Raw genomic sequence first — 16,749 nt, 5'->3', positions numbered from 1 at the left:
GCGAGACCTCCTAGAAGAACGTGCGGATGTAGTCGACGACCGTTCCGTCCGCCTGCGCGAGAGGGATCAGCTGCCACTTGTCGAAGGACGTGCACGGGTGGGACAGGCCCAGCCCCACCCAGTCGCCGACCTCCAGCTCCGCCCCGGGGGCGGTGCGCAGCCAGGCGTGCTGGTCGGACAGGCCGGTCACCGTGATGCCGGTGGCCGGGCGCTCCGGTCCGCCGTCCGCCGGGCGGACCGCCTGCGGGAGGGGCAGGTCGATGTCGTACGCCGCGTCCCGCTTGCCGGCGTTGGCGAAGGCCTGCCCGGCGGAGGGCCGGGAGACGACCTGGGTCCACAGCCGGAAGGCGGGCTGGAGGGCGCCCTCGGAGGGGACGCGGTTGAAGGGGGTCACCTCGCGGTAGTGCCCGTCGTCGTGCGAGACGTAGGCGCCCGAGCGCAGCAGCTTCAGCACGGGCAGGGAGAGAGCGGGGACCTCGGAGAACACGTCGGCGACCGCGTCGAACCAGGCGCTGCCGCCCGCGCTCAGCACGATCTCGTCGAGCCCGGCGAACCGTCCGGCCCGGTCGAGGTCCGCGGCCAGCGCGACCAGCCGCCGCAGCCAGGCGTGCACCTTCTCCGGGTTCGCCTCCGGCACCTCGCCCTCGTACCCGGCGACACCGGTCAGCCGCAGCGTCCGGGCCCCGGCCACCGCGTCGGCGACCGCGGCGCACTCCGCCTCCGTACGCACCCCCGTGCGGGCGCCCTCGCCGGCGGCCAGCTCGACCACGACGTCCACCGGGCGGGCGGCGCCCGCCTCGGACAGCGCCGCGTCCATCAGTCCGACGCCGCGCACGGAGTCGACGTAGCAGACGAAGCGGAAGTCCGGGTCGGTGTCCAGTTCCGCGGCGATCCAGCGCAGGGCCGCGGCGTCGACCAGCTCGTTGGCGAGGAAGATCCGCCGGACGCCGAAGGCGCGGGCGACCCGCACCTGGTGCGGCACCGCGAGGGTGATGCCCCAGGCGCCGCGTTCGATCTGGCGGTGGAAGAGCTGGGGGGCCATGGAGGTCTTGCCGTGCGGCGCGAAGGCGAGGCCGTGGCGGACCGCGTACGACTCCATCAGCGCGAGGTTGTGCTCCAGGCGCTCGGCGGACAGGGCCAGCACCGGGGTGGTGAAGCCGTCGGTGAAGAGATTGCGGCGCCGGTCGGTCAGCTCGCCGACGGTCAGGCCGTGGGCGTCCGGCGGGAGGCCCTTGAAGCGGTGGTCGACGCGCTCCTCGGCCAGACGGGCGAGGGCTTCGGAGCCGGTGTCGAGGGCCATGGAGCCTCCATGAGATGCGGTGTCGCGTCGGGTGCCGCGGCAGGGGGAGCGCCGGCGTCCGGCCGGGCGTTGCATGGTGTGCAACAGGCATTGCGTATGTCGCTTACTGCTGTCTAACATCTCGGCCAACGCGGGGTCAACGGATCCACCGGGGCCCGCGAGAGCCGCAAGGGAGCCCCCGCCATCGTGACCGCCACCGGACCCACCAGCACCGTCTCCGACGTCGTGGACGTCGTCGCGCTCGGCGAGTCCATGGTCACCTTCCTCCCCTCCCGTCCCGGGCGGCTCGCCGACGTCCCCTCCTTCGACCGGGGCATCGGCGGCGCCGAGTCCAACGTGGCCTGCGTCCTGGCCGCCGCCGGGCACTCGGCGCGCTGGGTCGGCCGGGCCGGCGCCGACGGCTTCGGCGACCACCTCGTCGAGGCGATCGGCGCCTACGGCGTCGACGTCCGCGCCGTGCGCCGCGACCCCGGCCGGCCGACCGGCGTGTACTTCCGCACCGCCGGGGACCGGGCCACCGACGCGCACGAGGTGGCGTACTACCGGGCGGGCTCGGCGGCCTCCGCGATGTCGGCGCACAACATGGACCTCGACGCGATCCGCTCCGGACGCGTCCTGCACCTGTCCGGCATCACGCCCGCGCTCTCCGCCGACTGCCTCGGCCTGATGCGCGCACTCACCGCCCGCCGCCCCGGCCGGCCCCTCGTCTCCTTCGACGTCAACCACCGGCCCGGGCTGTGGCGCGAGGACACCGACGGCCCGCGGGTGCTGCTGGAACTGGCCCGCGGCGCCGACCTGGTGTTCGTCGGCGAGGACGAGGCCTGGGGCCTGGGCGGCCCCGAGGCCGTGCGCGCCGCACTGCCCGAACCCGAACTGCTCGTCGTCAAGCAGGGCGCGACCGGCGCCACCGCCTTCCACGGGCCGCACGCCACCACCGTCCCCGCCCTCACCGTCGACGTCGTCGCCGCCGTCGGCGCGGGCGACGCCTTCGCCGCCGGCTTCCTCTCCGCCACCCTGCGCGGCCTGCCCGTGCGCGACCGGCTGCGGCACGGCCACCTGATGGCCGCCGCCGCCCTCACCGTCCCCGGCGACCTCGCCACGCCCCCCGCCCGGCCCCACGCCGACCGCCTGGCCGCCCTCGACGACGACGCCTGGGGGAGACTGCGACTCGGCCCCGGCTGGACACAGGCCGGCGACAGGGCCGAGGAGGAGGTACGCACACCATGAGCCAGACCGTCGACCGCGCGCTGAGCATCCTGCCGCTGCTCGCCGAGGGCCCCGCCGACCTGGGCCGGGTCGCCGACCGCCTCGGCGTCCACAAGTCCACGGCGCTGCGCCTGCTGCGCACCCTCCACGAACACGGCTTCGTCTACCGCCAGTCCGACCAGCGCTACCGCCTGGGCGCCCGGCTCATCGCCCTCGCCCAGGAGGCGATGGAGAACCTCGACGTCCGCGAGGTCGCCCACCCCCACCTCGTCCGCCTCAACGAACAGTGCGGGCACACCGTCCACCTCGCCGTCTACGAGGAGAACGAGGTCCTCTACATCGACAAGGTGGACAGCCGCTACCCGGTCCGCATGTACTCGCGCATCGGCAAGCCCGTCGCCCTCACCGTCGCGGCCGTGGCCAAGCTGCTCCTGGCCGACCTCCCCGAAGGCGAGCGCCGCGCCCTGGCGGAGAAGCTCGACTACCCCCTCTACACGGCCCGTTCGACGCCGAACGCCGACAGCTTCGTCAGGGAGCTGGCCAAGGTGCGCGAACAGGGCTGGGCCACCGACCTCGGCGGCCACGAGGAGTCCATCAACTGCGTCGCCGCGCCCATCCGGGGCGCCGACGGCCGCGTGGTCGCCGCGATGTCGGTCTCCGCGCCGAACGTCGTCGTCACCGCCGACGAACTCCTCACCCTGCTCCCGCTGGTGCGCCGTACGGCGGACGCGATCAGCGGCGAGTACTCCGGCAGGACCCCCGTGCAGCACCCCGAGCACCACCCCGAGCACCACCCCGAGAAGGACACGGTATGACCGACAAGACCGCCCTCACCCCCGCGACCCACACCGTCCCGCCGGCGAAGTTCTCCCACGGCGTGAAGAAGGGCAACATCCTCCAGGTCGCCGGCCAGGTCGGCTTCCTCCCCCACGAGGAGGGCAAGGCCCCCACGCCGGCCGGCCCGGGCCTGCGCGAGCAGACCCTCCAGACCCTCGCCAACGTCAAGGCCATCCTGGAGGAGGGCGGCGCGAGCTGGGACGACGTGATGATGATCCGCGTCTACCTCACGGACGTGGACCACTTCGCCGAGCTGAACGAGATCTACAACGCCTACTTCGAGGAGCAGGGCCTCACCCGGCCGCCCGCCGCGCGCACGACCGTCTACGTCGGTCTGCCCGCCGGACTCCTCGTCGAGATCGACGCCCTCGCCGTCCTGGGCTGACCCCTGCCCCGACGTCCCGTCTGTCTGTCGCACGGCACGGTGCCCCCACCCCTTCCGGGGGCGCCGTGCCGCGCCCCGCCCTGCCCGAAAGCAGTATGTGTTTACCCAGAGGACCCCCGTATGTCCTACCCGTCCCTCCAGCTCGCCGCCTCCGCGCCCGCCGAGACCCCACCGCACACCGGCGGCCTGCTCCACCTGATCGACGGCACCGCGGGCCTGCTGACCGTCGCCGCGATCGGGATCGCGCTCCTGCTCTTCCTGATCATCAAGGTGCGGCTGCAGCCGTTCGTCGCCCTGCTCTCCGTCTCCATAGCCGTCGGCCTGCTCGCCGGCCTGTCGGTCACCGAACTCTTCGGCACCGTCCAGAGGTCCGACGCCGTCTCCACCATCGAGTCCGGCATGGGCGGCATCCTCGGCCACGTCGCCATCATCATCGGCCTGGGCACCATGCTCGGCGCCATCCTCGAAGTCAGCGGCGGCGCCCAGGTACTGGCCTCCCGGCTGCTGGGCCTGTTCGGCGAGAAGCGCGCGCCCCTCGCCATGGGCCTCACCGGCCTGATCTTCGGCATCCCGGTCTTCTTCGACGTGGGCATCTTCGTCCTCGCGCCCATCGTCTACGCCGCAGCCAAGCGCTCCGGCAAGTCGATCCTGCTCTACTGCCTGCCGCTGCTCGCCGGCCTGTCGATGACCCACGCCTTCCTGCCGCCGCACCCCGGCCCGGTGGCCGCCGCCGGGCTGCTGAAGGTGGACCTCGGCTGGGTGATCCTCATGGGCATCGTCTGCGGCATCCCGGCCGTGCTCGCCGCCTGGGCGTTCTCCGCGTGGATCGGCCGCCGCATCTTCGTGCCCGTACCGCAGGACATGGTCGAGGCCGCCGAGGAGGCCAGGCAGGCCGTCATCGACGAGCAGACCAAGGCCGGCGTCGCGCCGCACGAGAGCCCGGTCGCGCTCGGCACCGTGCTCGGCATCATCGGCACCCCGCTGGTCCTGATCCTCGCCGCGACCTTCTCCTCCATCGCCCTGGGCCCCTCCACCGCCCGTTCGGTGATCGAGTTCTTCGGCAACCCGTTCGTGGCCCTGACCATCGCCCTGCTCCTCGCCTACTACCTGCTCGGTATCCGGCGGGGCTGGTCCCGCAAGTCCCTGGAGACCGTCTCGACGGCCTCGCTGAAGCCGGTCGGCAACATCCTGCTCGTGGTCGGCGCGGGCGGCGTCTTCGGTGCCGTCCTCAAGGCCAGCGGCGTCGCCCAGGCCCTCTCCGACACCTTCAACGACGTCGGCCTGCCGGTGATCGTCCTCTCCTACCTGATCTCCGTGGTCCTGCGGGTCGCCCAGGGCTCGGCGACGGTCGCCATCGTGACGACGGCGGGCATCGTGGCGCCGCTGCTCGCCGAGGGGGACCACTCCCAGGCGTTCGTCGCCCTGGTCATCATGGCCATCTCGGCGGGCTCCATCTTCGCCTCGCACGTCAACGACGGCGGGTTCTGGATGGTCGCCAAGTACTTCGGCATCAGCGAGCGGGACACCCTGAAGACGTGGACCGTGCTGGAGAGCGTGCTGTCGGTCGCCGGGTTCGTGGTGGCGGCGGTGCTGAGCCTGTTCGTGTAGGCGCCTTGGGCCGGGTCCTGTGTAGGCGTCTGATAACGAAGTCGGGGCCGACTGTGTCCGGCACAGGATCGTCGACCATACTGCCCGCTGTGGACCAGCGCAGAGGATCGACCAGCCAGCCCCTGGAAGGCGCCGGATTCGACCCGGCCTTCGTCCCCGGGCTCACCGCGCCCGTGACCGGCGAGCGGAAGGACCCGGAACCGGAGACGCCGGAGCCGGAGACCGAGGCCGGGGACGGGGACGCCCACGACGCGGAGGACATCCCCGTCGGGGACCCGTCCGCCGGCGAACCCGCCGGGGAGTCCGGCGAACCGGACGAGGAGGACCCCGACGGTCCCGTCTTCGAGGCGTCCGACCGCCGCGCCAGGATCGTCGCCGACCACAAGGGCGTACGCCTCTCCCTCGACGACCAGAGCTGCGAGTTCCGCTGGGACGAGGTCGGGGCCGTCGAGACGGAGACCGGACGCTTCGGCAAGCGGTTCACCGTCACGGTGCACACGCCCGACCGCCGCTGGTACCCGATCGAGATCGAGGCGACGTCCAGGAGCCGCTTCCAGGAGTGGGAGACCGCCCTGGACGAGGTCCTGGACGCCTACTTCGAGGACGACGAGCCGAAGGGCGAGCCGGACGGGGAGAAGGCACCGGCCGACGCCGAGCGGACAACGGACGAGTAGACACCATGGGGTGAAGATCCGGGCAGGCCCTCTTGTCGCACCGGCGGCTTTGGGCTTGGTTGATCCGCATGGCGGACACCACGGGCAACCTCAGCGACGCCGGGGCACCACGTGACCCCGGCCCGGCACCCCGTCGATCCAGTTGGCGCCACATCGGCCCCGGCATCGTCGTCGCGGCGACCGGGGTCGGCGCCGGCGACCTCGTGGCCACCCTGATCGCGGGCAGCAACTTCGGCTACACCCTGCTGTGGGCGGCCGTCCTCGGCTGCCTGGTCAAGATCTCCCTGGCCGAGGCGGCGGGCCGCTGGCACCTCTCCACCGGCCGCACCCTCTTCGACGGCTGGGCGAGCCTGGGCCGCTGGACCACCTGGTTCTTCGGGGTCTACGTCGTCGTCTGGGGCTTCGCCTACGGCGCGGCGGCCATGTCGTCCAGCGCCCTGCCCCTGCAGGCCCTGTTCCCCGGCGTGATGGACCTCGCGTGGTGGGGCGTGGCCTGCGGCCTGGCCGGCCTGGCCTTCGTCTGGTTCAACCAGTACGCCGTCTTCGAGAAGGTCATGACGGTCCTGGTGGGCGTCATGTTCGTGGTGACGGTCTATCTGGCGGTCCGGGTCGCCCCCAACCTGGGCGACGCCTTCGCCGGCCTCCTCCCCGTCGTCCCCGACGGCGAGGACTCCGTCCTGAACACCCTCGGCCTGATCGGCGGCGTGGGCGGCACGATCACGCTGGCCGCCTACGGCTACTGGGTCAACGCCAAGGGCTGGGCCGACACCGGCTGGATGAAGGTGATGCGGCTGGACAACCGGGTCGCCTACATCACGACCGGCGTCTTCGTCGTCGCCATGCTGTTCGTCGGCGCGGAGCTGCTGCACGCCGCGGACATCGCGCTCTCCGGCGGCGGCAAGGGCCTGGTGCAGCTCGGCGACATCCTGGAGGACAAGTACGGCACGGCGACGGCCACGTTCTTCCTGATCGGCTTCTTCGCCACGTCCTTCACCTCGCTCATCGGCGTGTGGCACGGCGTGAGCCTGATGTTCGCGGACTTCGTGACCCGCCTGCGCGAGAGGCGGGCCGGTGGGGCGGCGGGCGAGGCCGGCGGGGTGGCGGGCGAGGTCGAGGAGTTCGCCTCCGGCGAGCACGAACGCTCCTGGCCCTTCCGCGCCTACCTGCTGTGGCTGACCTTCCCGCCCCTCGTCCTGCTCTTCCAGGGCGAGCCCTTCCGCCTGGTGATCATCTACGGCGTCCTGGGCGCGGCTTTCATGCCCTTCCTCGCCCTGACCCTGATCTGGCTCCTCAACTCCTCCCGCACGCCGGCCGAGTGGCGCAACGGCCGGCTCAGCAACGGCATGCTGGCGGTCGCGGGACTGCTGTTCCTGGTGCTGTGCCTGAAGGAGATCTGGGACCAGCCGTGGGCGGACTTCTTCTGACACCCGCGGACCACCGGCCCCGCCGCAGCTCGTCCCACGCCGCTCCGAGCGCCATCCCGCGCAGCCGGCGGCCCCCCGTCCTCGTTTCCGAGGGCCGTCCTCGTTCCCGAGGGCGGGGGGCCGCCGGCGACGGGCCGTGGCTACGGCAGCGCGCGCACGTGGGCGCCCACCGCGTCGGACCACGCGTTGCCCGCCGTCGCGTCCCAGTTGGTGGACCAGGTCATCGCGCCCCGCAGGCCGGGGTACGTCTTCGACGGCTTGAAGGAGCCGCAGTTCGTGCCCTTGGTGAGGCAGTCCAGGGCGGCGTTCACCACGGACGGGGCGACGTAGCCCCCGCCCGCCGCGCGGGTGGAGGCCGGCAGGCCCAGGCCCACCTGGGACGGGTCGAGGCCGTTCTCCAGCTGGATGCAGGCCAGGGCGGTGAGGAAGTCGACCGTGCCCTGCGCGTACACCTTGCCGTCGCAGCCCAGCATCGAGCCGCTGTTGTAGTACTGCATGTTGACGACCGTGAGGATGTCCTTCACGTTCAGCGCGGTGCGGAAGTACGAGCCGGACGTCGACTGCATGTCGATGGTCTGCGGCGCCATCGTCAGGATCATGTCCGGGCCCGCCTTCGCCGACAGGGCGCGCAGGGCCTGCGTCATGTAGGTCGGGTTGAGGCCGTTCTCCAGGTCGATGTCGACGCCGTCGAAGCCGTACTCCTGCATCACCGCGTACACGGAGTCCGCGAAGTTGGCCGCCGAGGCCGCGTCGTTCACCGAGACGGTGCCCTTCTCGCCGCCCACCGAGATGATGACCTTCTTCCCGGCGGCCTGCTTGGCGCGGACGTCGGCCTTGAACTGCTCGACCGTGTAGCCGCCGAGCCCGGCCGAGTCGAGGTTGAAGGTGACCGCGCCCGGCGTCGTCGTCGCGTCCGCGAAGGACACCGCGATGATGTCGTACTGGAGGGAGACGTCCGAGATCCGCTGGACCGCCGCCCCGTTGTCGAAGTTCTGCCAGTAGCCGGTCACCGCGTGCCGGGGCAGGCCGCCACCGCCCCCGCCGTCGTCCTTCCCGGTGGTGCGGGCCGTGACGGCCGCCGACTTCGCCGACTCACCGGCCGCGTTCGTCGCCGTGACCCGGAAGGAGTACGAGGTCGAGGCCGCGAGGCCGGTCACCGTCGCCGACGTGCCGGTCACCGCCGTCACCTTCGTACCGTCGCGGTAGACGCTGTAGCCGGTGGCGCCCGCGACCGTGTTCCACGACAGCGACGCGGACGAGGGCGTGGTGCCGGAGACGCTCAGGCCGGCCGGAGCGGCCGGCACCGAGGGCTCGGGGCCGCCGTCGTCGCCCCCGCCCCCGTCCGGACCGAAGACGGACAGGTCGTCGACGTAGTAGGCCGACTGCCCGTACCAGCCGTGGGTGTACACCGTCACCGAGGTCGTGGAGGAACCCGTCGTGAACGTCGTCGACAGCTGCTTCCAGGAGGCCGAGTCCGGGGTCCAGGCCGACACGTCGGTCGTGCCCGTGCCCGTGACGCCCAGGTAGGCGTACCCGCCCTGCGTCCATGCGCCCAGTGTGTAGGTGGAGCCGGGCTTCACCCTGACCGTCTGGGAGCACCGGGCGTTGTCCTGGCCGCTCGGCGTCGCCTTGAGCGCGGCCGAGCCGCCGTGCGTCGGGGAGGAGACGGTCGTACCGCTGTTCGCGGAGCAGGTCCAGTTGCTCAGACCGGCCTCGAAGCCCGCGTTCTTCGCGTTGTTGACGTCGGCGGCGGACGCCTGGCCGACGGCCGTGACCGAGAGGGCGAGCGCGGCGGTGACGGCTCCCGCCCAGAACTTCGTCCGTCTGCCGGGCCGTCTGCGTACGGACTCCATGGGGGCCTCCGGTGGGGGAGTGGGGGTGGTGGGGGGTAGTGGATACAAGGTGGTCCAGACCAATTGGGGGTGTCAAGAGGGAGGTCCGGACCAAGTTGGCCGCCGGCCGCCGGACATGACGCGCCCCCGGACGGGCCCCCGCACATGACGCGCCCCCGGACGGGCCCCGGGACCACTCGGCCCCCACCAGGTATTACTCGACCTGTCCTGATTTGCCGCACCTTGTACATCACAAGTTGTTCCACAGCTGCGGGAAACGCTGTTCTCCCGTCACAGACGCGTGGTTACAGTGCTCAGGTAGTCACGCAGTGAAGTCATCCGGGTGTGCCGGAGTACCACCGGTGGACCGCCTGGCGTGGGGAGACGGGGAGCCGCGCATGCCAACTGCCATCGCCGTGACCAGCGCCGACATGGCGCTGCCGCCGCACGACGAACGGACGCTGCCCGCGGTCGTGCTCCAGGACGTGGACCGGCGCCCGCTGGAGCGGGTGCTGGCCGAACTGCAGACGCTGATCGACCAGCACGGGCACGTGATCGTGGTGTGCTCGCGGGCCGTCCCGACGAGCGTGCAACGGCGGCTGCACACCGTCCGAGCCCTCCTGGAGACCGACCGGATCGCCCTGTTCCGCCCGCCCCTGCCTCCGCTCGGACTCGCCGTCCTGGCCCGGCAGTTGCGCCAGCTCGCCTCCTGCGACCTCAGCCCCGGCGTCCTCGCCTCGGCCGGCCGTCTGCTCACCCACTACATCCACTCCGGCGCGCTCCTCGGCTCCGTCGCCCGGCTCGACCACGTCCCCGTCGGCCTGAAGGCGCACGCCAGGTCCTGGATGCCCGGCAGCCGGTTCGGGGTCGTGGCGCACCCGGTACCGCAGCTGGTGAGGATCGGGCCCGGCGCCGCCCTCGACGGCCCCGAGTTCGGCACCTGGCTGCTGGTCGCCAAGGGGCAGCTCCCGTCCGACTGGGTCACCGGCACCCTCGCCCCCGCCTGGCGGGCGCAGGGCCTGCGCGAGGCCCCGCTGCCCGCCGAGTCCGAGGAGTGGTGGGGGACCGGGAAACTGACCGAGTTCTGCGCCCACCTGCCCGACCTCTCGGTCCTCTACCAGCTGGTCACGTCGGTGCGGCGGAGCACCTGCCACTGGTGCGGCATCGATGTCATCGGCGACCGCTGCGTGTTCTGCTCCGCGACGCCACCGGAGTACGACCGGCGGCACGACCCCGGCCGCGCCCTCCAGCACCGCGAGAGACGCGCGCTCACGGGATAGGCCCGCACCGGCTCCGCCCGCCCCGCCATCCGATCCGGCTCGACCGATTCCCCCAACGAGGTTGCACGGCTCATGAACTCCCGTCAGCGCCGCGGCATCATCCTGCTGATCCTGTCGGTCCTGTGCGCCCTCGGCGCGTTCGCCGGCGTGCTGTCCGTCGTCAACGACGTGAAGTCCAAGGTCGGCCCCGAGGTCACCGCGTACCGGCTCAAGGACGAGGTGCAGCCCTACACGCCCCTCGGCGCGGCGCAGTTCGAGAAGATCGAGATGCCCGAGCGCTGGCTGTCGAAGAACGCCGTCACGGACCTCGACCAGATCCGCGGCAAGATCGCCGTGACGACGCTGAAGGAGGGCTCCCTGCTGCAGAGCGACATGATCGTCGACCAGCCCGCCCTGCAGCCGGGACAGCAGGAGGTCGCCATCATGATCGACGCGGCGACCGGCGTCGCCGGCAAGATCACCCCGGGCTCCGCCGTCAACGTGTACGCCACCTTCGAGGGGGAGCGGGGGGGCGACCCCGCCCAGTCCAGGATCATCGTGACGAACGCCCGGGTCATCGACGTCGGCGAACTCACCGCGCTGCAGCCCGACGAGAACAGCCGCGACCGCGAACCCACCGACGCCGTGCCCATCACCTTCGCACTCTCCGCCATCGACGCCCAGCGCATCACCTACGCCGAGTCGTTCGCCCAGCGGGTCCGGCTCGCGCTGGTGGCGCCCGGCGGCGACACCACGGTCCCGGACGAGGACCGGACGTACGAACTCGCGAAGGACAAGTGAGACCCGTATGCCCACGAGGATCCTCCCGGCGGTCGGCGACGCGGACGCCGTACGGGCCGTCACGAACCTGCTCGGCCGGCTCCCGGACGCCGAACCGGTGGCCCCGGTCGTCGACTCCACCCAACTCGTCGACACCCTCGCCCGGCTGGCCGCCGAGTCGGTCGACGAACTGCCCGAGGTCGTCGTCGTCCACGAGCGCATCGGCCCGGTGCCGGCCCTGGAGCTGATCCGCGAGATCGCCCTGCGCTTCCCGGCCGTCGGCGTCATCCTCGTCACCTCCGACCCCGGCCCCGGCCTCTTCCAGGCCGCCATGGACCACGGCGCCCGCGGGCTGGTCGCCCTGCCGCTCGACTACGAGGAACTCGCCAGCCGCGTCCACGCGGTGGCCCAGTGGTCGGTGGGCGTACGGCGGCACCTGGGCAGCGGCACCGGTGGCGGCGTGCTGACCGGTGCCGGCGGCACCGTCGTCACGGTCAGCGGCGCCAAGGGCGGGGTCGGGACCTCCCTGACGGCCATTCAGCTGGCGCTGGCCGCCCAGGCGTCGGGCCGCCCCACGGCCCTGGTCGACATGGACCTCCAGACCGGCGACATCGCCTCCTACCTGGACGTCCAGTTCCGCCGGTCCGTGGCCGACCTCGCCACCATCACGGACATCTCCCCGCGCGTCCTGGCCGACGCGGTCTTCCGCCACGACACCGGCCTCGCCCTGCTGCTCGCCCCCGGGGAGGGGGAACGCGGCGAGGACGTCACCGACCGCGCCGCCCGCCAGATCGTCGGCGCCCTGCGCTCCCGCTACGAGGTCGTCGTCATCGACTGCGGCGCCCAGCTAGGCGGGGCCGGCGCGGCGGCCGTGGAGATGGCGGACACGGCGCTCCTGGTCACCACCCCGGACGTGGTCGCCGTGCGGGGTGCCAAGCGGGTGGTGCGGATGTGGGACCGGCTGCAGATCCGCAAGGCGGAGGAGACCACCGTGGTCGTCAACCGGCACACCCGGGGCACGGAGATCCAGCCCCCGCTGATCCAGAGGATCACCGGCACGCTGGTCGCCGGTACCACCGTCCCCGCCAACTTCAAGGAGCTCCAGGGCGCCGTGGACGCCGGACGCGTCCACGAACTGGACAGCAGGAGCACGGTGAAGCAGGCCCTGTGGGCCCTCGCGGGCGAACTGGGGCTGGTCAAGGCGGGCGGGGCGGAGCGCAAGGGCGGCCGGTTCCGCGGGGACCGCGGGGCGGCGGGCTTCCGGCGGCGGAAGGACGGTGGGGGATGAACGCGTTACGGACCCGTGCCCGGCACCGGCACCGGGACCGGGACCGGGACCGGGACCGGCGGGCATCCCGCCGGAACCTTCTCCGGGACCTCCGACGGGACCCTCACCGGGACGGTCGTCGGGACCTCCGCCGGAGCCCTCACCGGAGCCCTCACCGGGACCGGGGCCAGGTCACCGTCGAGTTCCTCGGCATGCTGCCGGCCATCATCGCCACGCTGGTCGTGCTGTGGCAGCTCGTCCTCGTGGGATACACGTACACGCTCGCGGGTAATGCTGCGGACGAGGCGGTGCGGGCGGCGACGGCGGCCGACCGGGGGGCGCGGCAGGGCGCCTGCCAGGAGGCGGGCCGGGACAAGCTGCCCAGCGCGTGGGAGGGGGGCGCCGGCGTGGACTGCGGCACCGGGGGCGGCTATGTCACCGCCGACGTGCGGATCGAGGTGCCCATCCTCTTCCCCGGCACGGTCGGCTTCCCGTTCACCGTGCACGGGCACGCGGGCGCCGTCGAGGAGGAGGACGACTGAGATGCCGTACTCCGTGCGCGGCCGGACGAGGGACCGGGGCCAGGCGGCCATCGAGTACCTCGGCTTCCTGCCGGTCCTGATCATCGTCGCCATGGCCGCCGTACAGCTCGGTCTGATCGCCTACACCGCGCAGCAGGCCGGCACCGCCGCCCGGGCCGGGGCACGCGGGGCCTCGCTCGACCGGAGCGCCCAGGAGGCGTGCGCGGCGGCCGTCAGCGGCTGGCTGGCGGACGGCACCCGCTGCCCGTCGGCGTACGGCGGCGACGAGGTGACGGTCACCGCCACCGTCGGCATCCCCTCGATCGTGCCCGGCTGGGACTTCGGGGACGCCACCAGAACCGCCACCATGCCGATGGACCACTGACCGAGGAGCCGGAGACGCATGAGTCTGCGCGCACGCATCCACTCCCCCGAGGAGCACGGCAGCCGGGGCGAGGACACCCACCTGGTCGCCTCCTACCGGGCCAAGCTCCTGGAGGAGATCGACCTCGCCGAGATGAGCATGCTGGCGATGGCCGAGCGCCGGGCCCGCCTCGAACGGGTCCTCGGGCACGTCATCAGCCGCGAGGGCCCCGTCCTGTCGACGCTCGAACGGTCCCAGCTGATCCGGCGGGTGGTGGACGAGGCACTCGGCCTCGGCATCCTGGAACCGCTGCTGGAGGACGCCTCCGTCACGGAGATCATGGTCAACGGCCCCGACGCGATCTTCGTCGAGCGCGGCGGCCGCGTCGAACAGCTCCCGCTCCGCTTCGCCTCCCACGACCAGCTGATGCAGACCATCGAACGCATCGTCTCGACGGTCAACCGCCGCGTGGACGAGTCGAACCCGATGGTCGACGCCCGCCTCCCCTCCGGGGAGCGCGTCAACGTCATCATCCCGCCGCTGTCGCTGACCGGCGCCACGCTCACCATCCGCCGCTTCCCCCGCTCCTTCACCCTCCAGGAGCTGATCGGCCTCGGCTCGCTCGACGAGCACATGCTGTACCTGCTGGCCGGCCTGGTGCAGGCCCGCTTCAACATCATCGTCTCCGGCGCGACCGGCACCGGGAAGACCACCCTCCTCAACGCCCTCTCCGGCCTGATCCCGGAGCACGAACGCATCATCACCATCGAGGACTCGGCGGAACTCCAGCTCCAGCAGGCCCACGTCATCCGCCTGGAGTCCCGCCCGCCGAACGTCGAGGGCCAGGGCCGCGTCACCATCCGCGACCTGGTCCGCAACTCCCTGCGCATGCGCCCCGACCGCATCGTCGTCGGCGAGGTCCGCGGCGGCGAGTCCCTGGACATGCTCCAGGCCATGTCGACCGGCCACGACGGCTCGCTGGCCACCGTCCACGCCAACAGCGCCGAGGACGCCCTGATGCGGCTCCAGACCCTGGCCTCCATGTCGGACGTCGAGGTCCCCTTCGTCGCCCTGCACGACCAGATCAACAGCTCCGTCGACGTCATCGTCCAGCTCACCCGGTTCGCCGACGGCGTCCGCCGCATCACGGAGATCGCCCTGCTGGCCAGCCACGGCGGCGAGCCGTACCGCCTGGCCACGGTCGCCCGCTTCGACGCCCGGCCGATGACCACCGACGGCCGCATCGACGGCGCCTTCGCGTACCACCCCCTGCCGCGCCGCACCGCCGAACGCCTCTACATGGCCGGCCAGCCCATCCCGCAGGCCTTCGGCGTGGCCCACACCCCGGACCAGCTCGCCACCCGAGAGACCAGGTAGGAACCGAACCGATGGAAACCGAGTAGGTACCGCCCGATGGAACTGGAAACGCTCGTCACGCTCACCACCGGCATCACGCTGCTGACCTGCACCCTGGCGGTCGTGGGGCTGCACTCCTACGCCGCCGGCAAGGCCCAGCGCGACGCCCTGGTCGACCGTCTCACCGCCACGGGCCGCCTCACTCCCACCGGCCGCCGGCGCCGCTTCCGCACCCTGGACCGCCGCCTGCGCCGCACGAAGCTCGGCCGGCAGCTGGAGCTACGCCTGGCGGCGACCGGCCTGGACGTCACGCCCGGCGAGTTCTTCGCCTACATGCTCGCCGCGGTCGCCGGCCTGTGGCTGATCGGCCAGGCCGCCCTGGCACCCTTCTTCGGCCCGCTCGCCGGGCTTCTCGGCATCGGGGTGGCGGTGCAGTACCTCAACTGGCAGCGCCAGAAACGCATCGAGAGGTTCATCAACCAGCTCCCCGAACTCGCCCGCATCCTCGCCAACGCCACCCAGGCCGGCCTCGCCCTGCGCACCGCCATCGGCATGGCCGCGGAGGAGCTGGAGGCCCCGGCGGGCGAGGAACTCGGCAAGGTGGCCGACCAACTGGCCCTGGGCGCCTCGATGGACGACGCCCTCGGCGAACTCGGCGACCGCCTCCCCTCCCGCGAACTCGTCGTCCTGGTCACCACCCTCGTGCTGGCCAACCGCGCGGGCGGCCAGGTGGTCAGCGCCCTGCGCAATCTCACGGAGACGCTGGAGGAGCGCAAGGAGACCCGACGCGAGGTCCGCACCCAGCTCTCCCAGGTCAGCATGACGTCGTACGCCGTTCCCGTCCTCGGGGTCGGCTCGTTGTTCCTGATGAACGGGGTGAAGGACGGCGCCCTGGACCGCATGACGGGCTCCCCGGCCGGCCAGGCCGCGGTGATCATCGCCTTCGCGCTCTACGCCGTCGGCTTCGTCCTCATCCGCCGCCTGTCCCGCATCGACGTCTGAGAGGGGGGACGACATGACACTGGGACTGCTCCTCGCCCTGCTCATGGCCCTGAGCGTCTGGGGGATCTTCGCCGGCGTCCGCATGTACCGGGCCGACGCCAGACTCCCCGGCGATCTGGCCCTCGCCCTGGAGGTCGGCTCCACCCGCACCGGCGCCGTCGACTCCCTCGTCGACCGCATGGGCATGCGGTACGCCCCGGCCGTACTGCGCCTCATGGGCCCGGCCCTGGTCGCCCGGTACCGCCGCCGCATCGACCTGGCCGGCAACCCCGGCGGCCTCACCATCGACCGCTACGCCGCCCGCCGCGCGGTCTACGGCTTCCTGGGCGCCGTCGGCTTTCTGGTCTTCCTCCTCCGCGGCCAGTTCGTGGTCGCCCTGCTCCTCCTCGCCTTCGGCGCGTTCTGGACGGAGGTCGGCATCTGGTCGGCGATCCGCATCCGCAAGGACGTGATCGAGCGCACCCTCCCCGACTTCCTGGACGTGCTGGCGGTCGTGGTCAGCGCGGGCCTCGGCTTCCGCCAGGCCCTGGACCGCGTGGCGTCCCGCTACGAGGGGCCCTGGGCCGACGAACTCCGCATCACCCTGCGCCAGATGGACCTCGGCATGAGCCGCCGCGAGGCCTTCGCGGAGCTGCGCCGCCGCAACGACTCGGAGCAGGTGGCGATGTTCGTGACGGCACTCCAGCAGGGCGAGGAACTGGGCGCCCCCATCGTCGACACCCTGGTCTCCCTGGCCAAGGACATGCGCCGCACGGACGCCCAGAACGCCCGCCGCAAGGCCGCTCGCGCGGTCCCGAAGGCCACGATGATGATCACCACCTTCATGGTCCCGGCCACGATGATCCTCCTCGGCGCCGGGCTGATCCTCGGCTCCGGCACGGACTTCGGCACGATCACGGGCGAGTAGGGGAGGCGGACGAGATGTCGACCACGC

The 16,749-nt window shown here is 72.3% G+C and carries 16 protein-coding genes; 14 read left to right on the top strand and 2 right to left on the bottom strand.

The features are described 5' to 3' along the window. Positions 1 to 10: 10 nt before the first annotated feature. The gene (locus ACVV2G_RS05560) at positions 11 to 1,300 is read right to left on the bottom strand and encodes an amino acid deaminase (RefSeq protein ID WP_453841449.1); all 1,290 of its coding nucleotides are present in this window, start codon (positions 1,298 to 1,300) and stop codon (positions 11 to 13) included. 186 nt (positions 1,301 to 1,486) lie between these two features. On the opposite strand from ACVV2G_RS05560, the gene ACVV2G_RS05555 reads away from it, so the two are divergent. The 6 genes from ACVV2G_RS05555 to ACVV2G_RS05530 all read left to right on the top strand — a co-directional run bounded on the left by ACVV2G_RS05555 (position 1,487) and on the right by ACVV2G_RS05530 (position 7,434). Further along, positions 1,487 to 2,527, top strand: a complete 1,041-nt coding sequence (locus ACVV2G_RS05555; RefSeq protein WP_453841448.1) for a sugar kinase — start codon at positions 1,487 to 1,489, stop codon at positions 2,525 to 2,527. Beyond that, the gene (locus ACVV2G_RS05550; protein ID WP_453841447.1) at positions 2,524 to 3,321 is read left to right on the top strand and encodes an IclR family transcriptional regulator; all 798 of its coding nucleotides are present in this window, start codon (positions 2,524 to 2,526) and stop codon (positions 3,319 to 3,321) included. Before ACVV2G_RS05555 ends, ACVV2G_RS05550 begins: the two co-directional genes overlap by 4 nt. Continuing rightward, positions 3,318 to 3,728, top strand: a complete 411-nt coding sequence (locus ACVV2G_RS05545) for a RidA family protein (RefSeq protein WP_453841446.1) — start codon at positions 3,318 to 3,320, stop codon at positions 3,726 to 3,728. Before ACVV2G_RS05550 ends, ACVV2G_RS05545 begins: the two co-directional genes overlap by 4 nt. Positions 3,729 to 3,848: 120 nt before the next feature. After that, entirely contained in the window at positions 3,849 to 5,336 is a 1,488-nt protein-coding gene (locus ACVV2G_RS05540) for a GntP family permease (protein ID WP_453841445.1), read from the top strand. An 89-nt stretch (positions 5,337 to 5,425) separates the two neighbouring features. Beyond that, positions 5,426 to 6,010 carry a hypothetical protein gene (locus tag ACVV2G_RS05535; RefSeq protein WP_453841444.1) on the top strand — a complete coding sequence of 195 codons (585 nt, stop codon included), beginning with the start codon at positions 5,426 to 5,428 and terminating at the stop codon, positions 6,008 to 6,010. A gap of 68 nt (positions 6,011 to 6,078) precedes the next feature. Further along, positions 6,079 to 7,434 (top strand): Nramp family divalent metal transporter, encoded by a 1,356-nt coding sequence (locus ACVV2G_RS05530; RefSeq protein ID WP_453841443.1) that lies wholly within the window; start codon positions 6,079 to 6,081, stop codon positions 7,432 to 7,434. 140 nt (positions 7,435 to 7,574) lie between these two features. Here the strand turns inward: ACVV2G_RS05530 and ACVV2G_RS05525 are convergent, their stop codons facing one another. Beyond that, positions 7,575 to 9,287, bottom strand: a complete 1,713-nt coding sequence (locus ACVV2G_RS05525) for a chitinase (protein WP_453841442.1) — start codon at positions 9,285 to 9,287, stop codon at positions 7,575 to 7,577. A 377-nt stretch (positions 9,288 to 9,664) separates the two neighbouring features. Here ACVV2G_RS05525 and ACVV2G_RS05520 point away from each other — a divergent pair, with 377 nt between their 5' ends. The 8 genes from ACVV2G_RS05520 (at position 9,665) to ACVV2G_RS05485 (ending at position 16,722) form a co-directional block, all read left to right on the top strand. Next, complete coding sequence (locus tag ACVV2G_RS05520; protein ID WP_453841441.1) at positions 9,665 to 10,546, top strand: hypothetical protein; 882 nt, start codon at positions 9,665 to 9,667, stop codon at positions 10,544 to 10,546. A 72-nt stretch (positions 10,547 to 10,618) separates the two neighbouring features. Continuing rightward, on the top strand, positions 10,619 to 11,326 hold the full coding sequence (gene cpaB / locus ACVV2G_RS05515) for a Flp pilus assembly protein CpaB (protein WP_453841440.1): 708 nt from the start codon (positions 10,619 to 10,621) through the stop codon (positions 11,324 to 11,326). 7 nt (positions 11,327 to 11,333) lie between these two features. Then, a complete protein-coding gene (locus ACVV2G_RS05510; protein WP_453841439.1) occupies positions 11,334 to 12,593 on the top strand; it encodes a CpaE/TadZ family protein in 1,260 nt (419 codons plus the stop codon). A gap of 191 nt (positions 12,594 to 12,784) precedes the next feature. Continuing rightward, positions 12,785 to 13,114: a pilus assembly protein gene (locus ACVV2G_RS05505; RefSeq protein WP_453841438.1), complete on the top strand. Its 330-nt coding sequence runs from the start codon at positions 12,785 to 12,787 to the stop codon at positions 13,112 to 13,114. 1 nt (position 13,115) lies between these two features. Further along, on the top strand, positions 13,116 to 13,478 hold the full coding sequence (locus ACVV2G_RS05500) for a TadE/TadG family type IV pilus assembly protein (protein ID WP_453841437.1): 363 nt from the start codon (positions 13,116 to 13,118) through the stop codon (positions 13,476 to 13,478). 18 nt (positions 13,479 to 13,496) lie between these two features. Beyond that, on the top strand, positions 13,497 to 14,834 hold the full coding sequence (locus ACVV2G_RS05495; RefSeq protein WP_453841436.1) for a TadA family conjugal transfer-associated ATPase: 1,338 nt from the start codon (positions 13,497 to 13,499) through the stop codon (positions 14,832 to 14,834). A 36-nt stretch (positions 14,835 to 14,870) separates the two neighbouring features. Further along, positions 14,871 to 15,815: a type II secretion system F family protein gene (locus ACVV2G_RS05490; protein WP_453841435.1), complete on the top strand. Its 945-nt coding sequence runs from the start codon at positions 14,871 to 14,873 to the stop codon at positions 15,813 to 15,815. 13 nt (positions 15,816 to 15,828) lie between these two features. Further along, positions 15,829 to 16,722: a DUF5936 domain-containing protein gene (locus ACVV2G_RS05485; protein ID WP_453841434.1), complete on the top strand. Its 894-nt coding sequence runs from the start codon at positions 15,829 to 15,831 to the stop codon at positions 16,720 to 16,722. Positions 16,723 to 16,749: the final 27 nt, after the last annotated feature.

It is taken from the genome of Streptomyces sp. JK94, from assembly GCF_053613315.1.
Note: the sequence above shows the minus strand (reverse complement) of the source record. Positions and strands in the feature narration are given on the sequence as shown.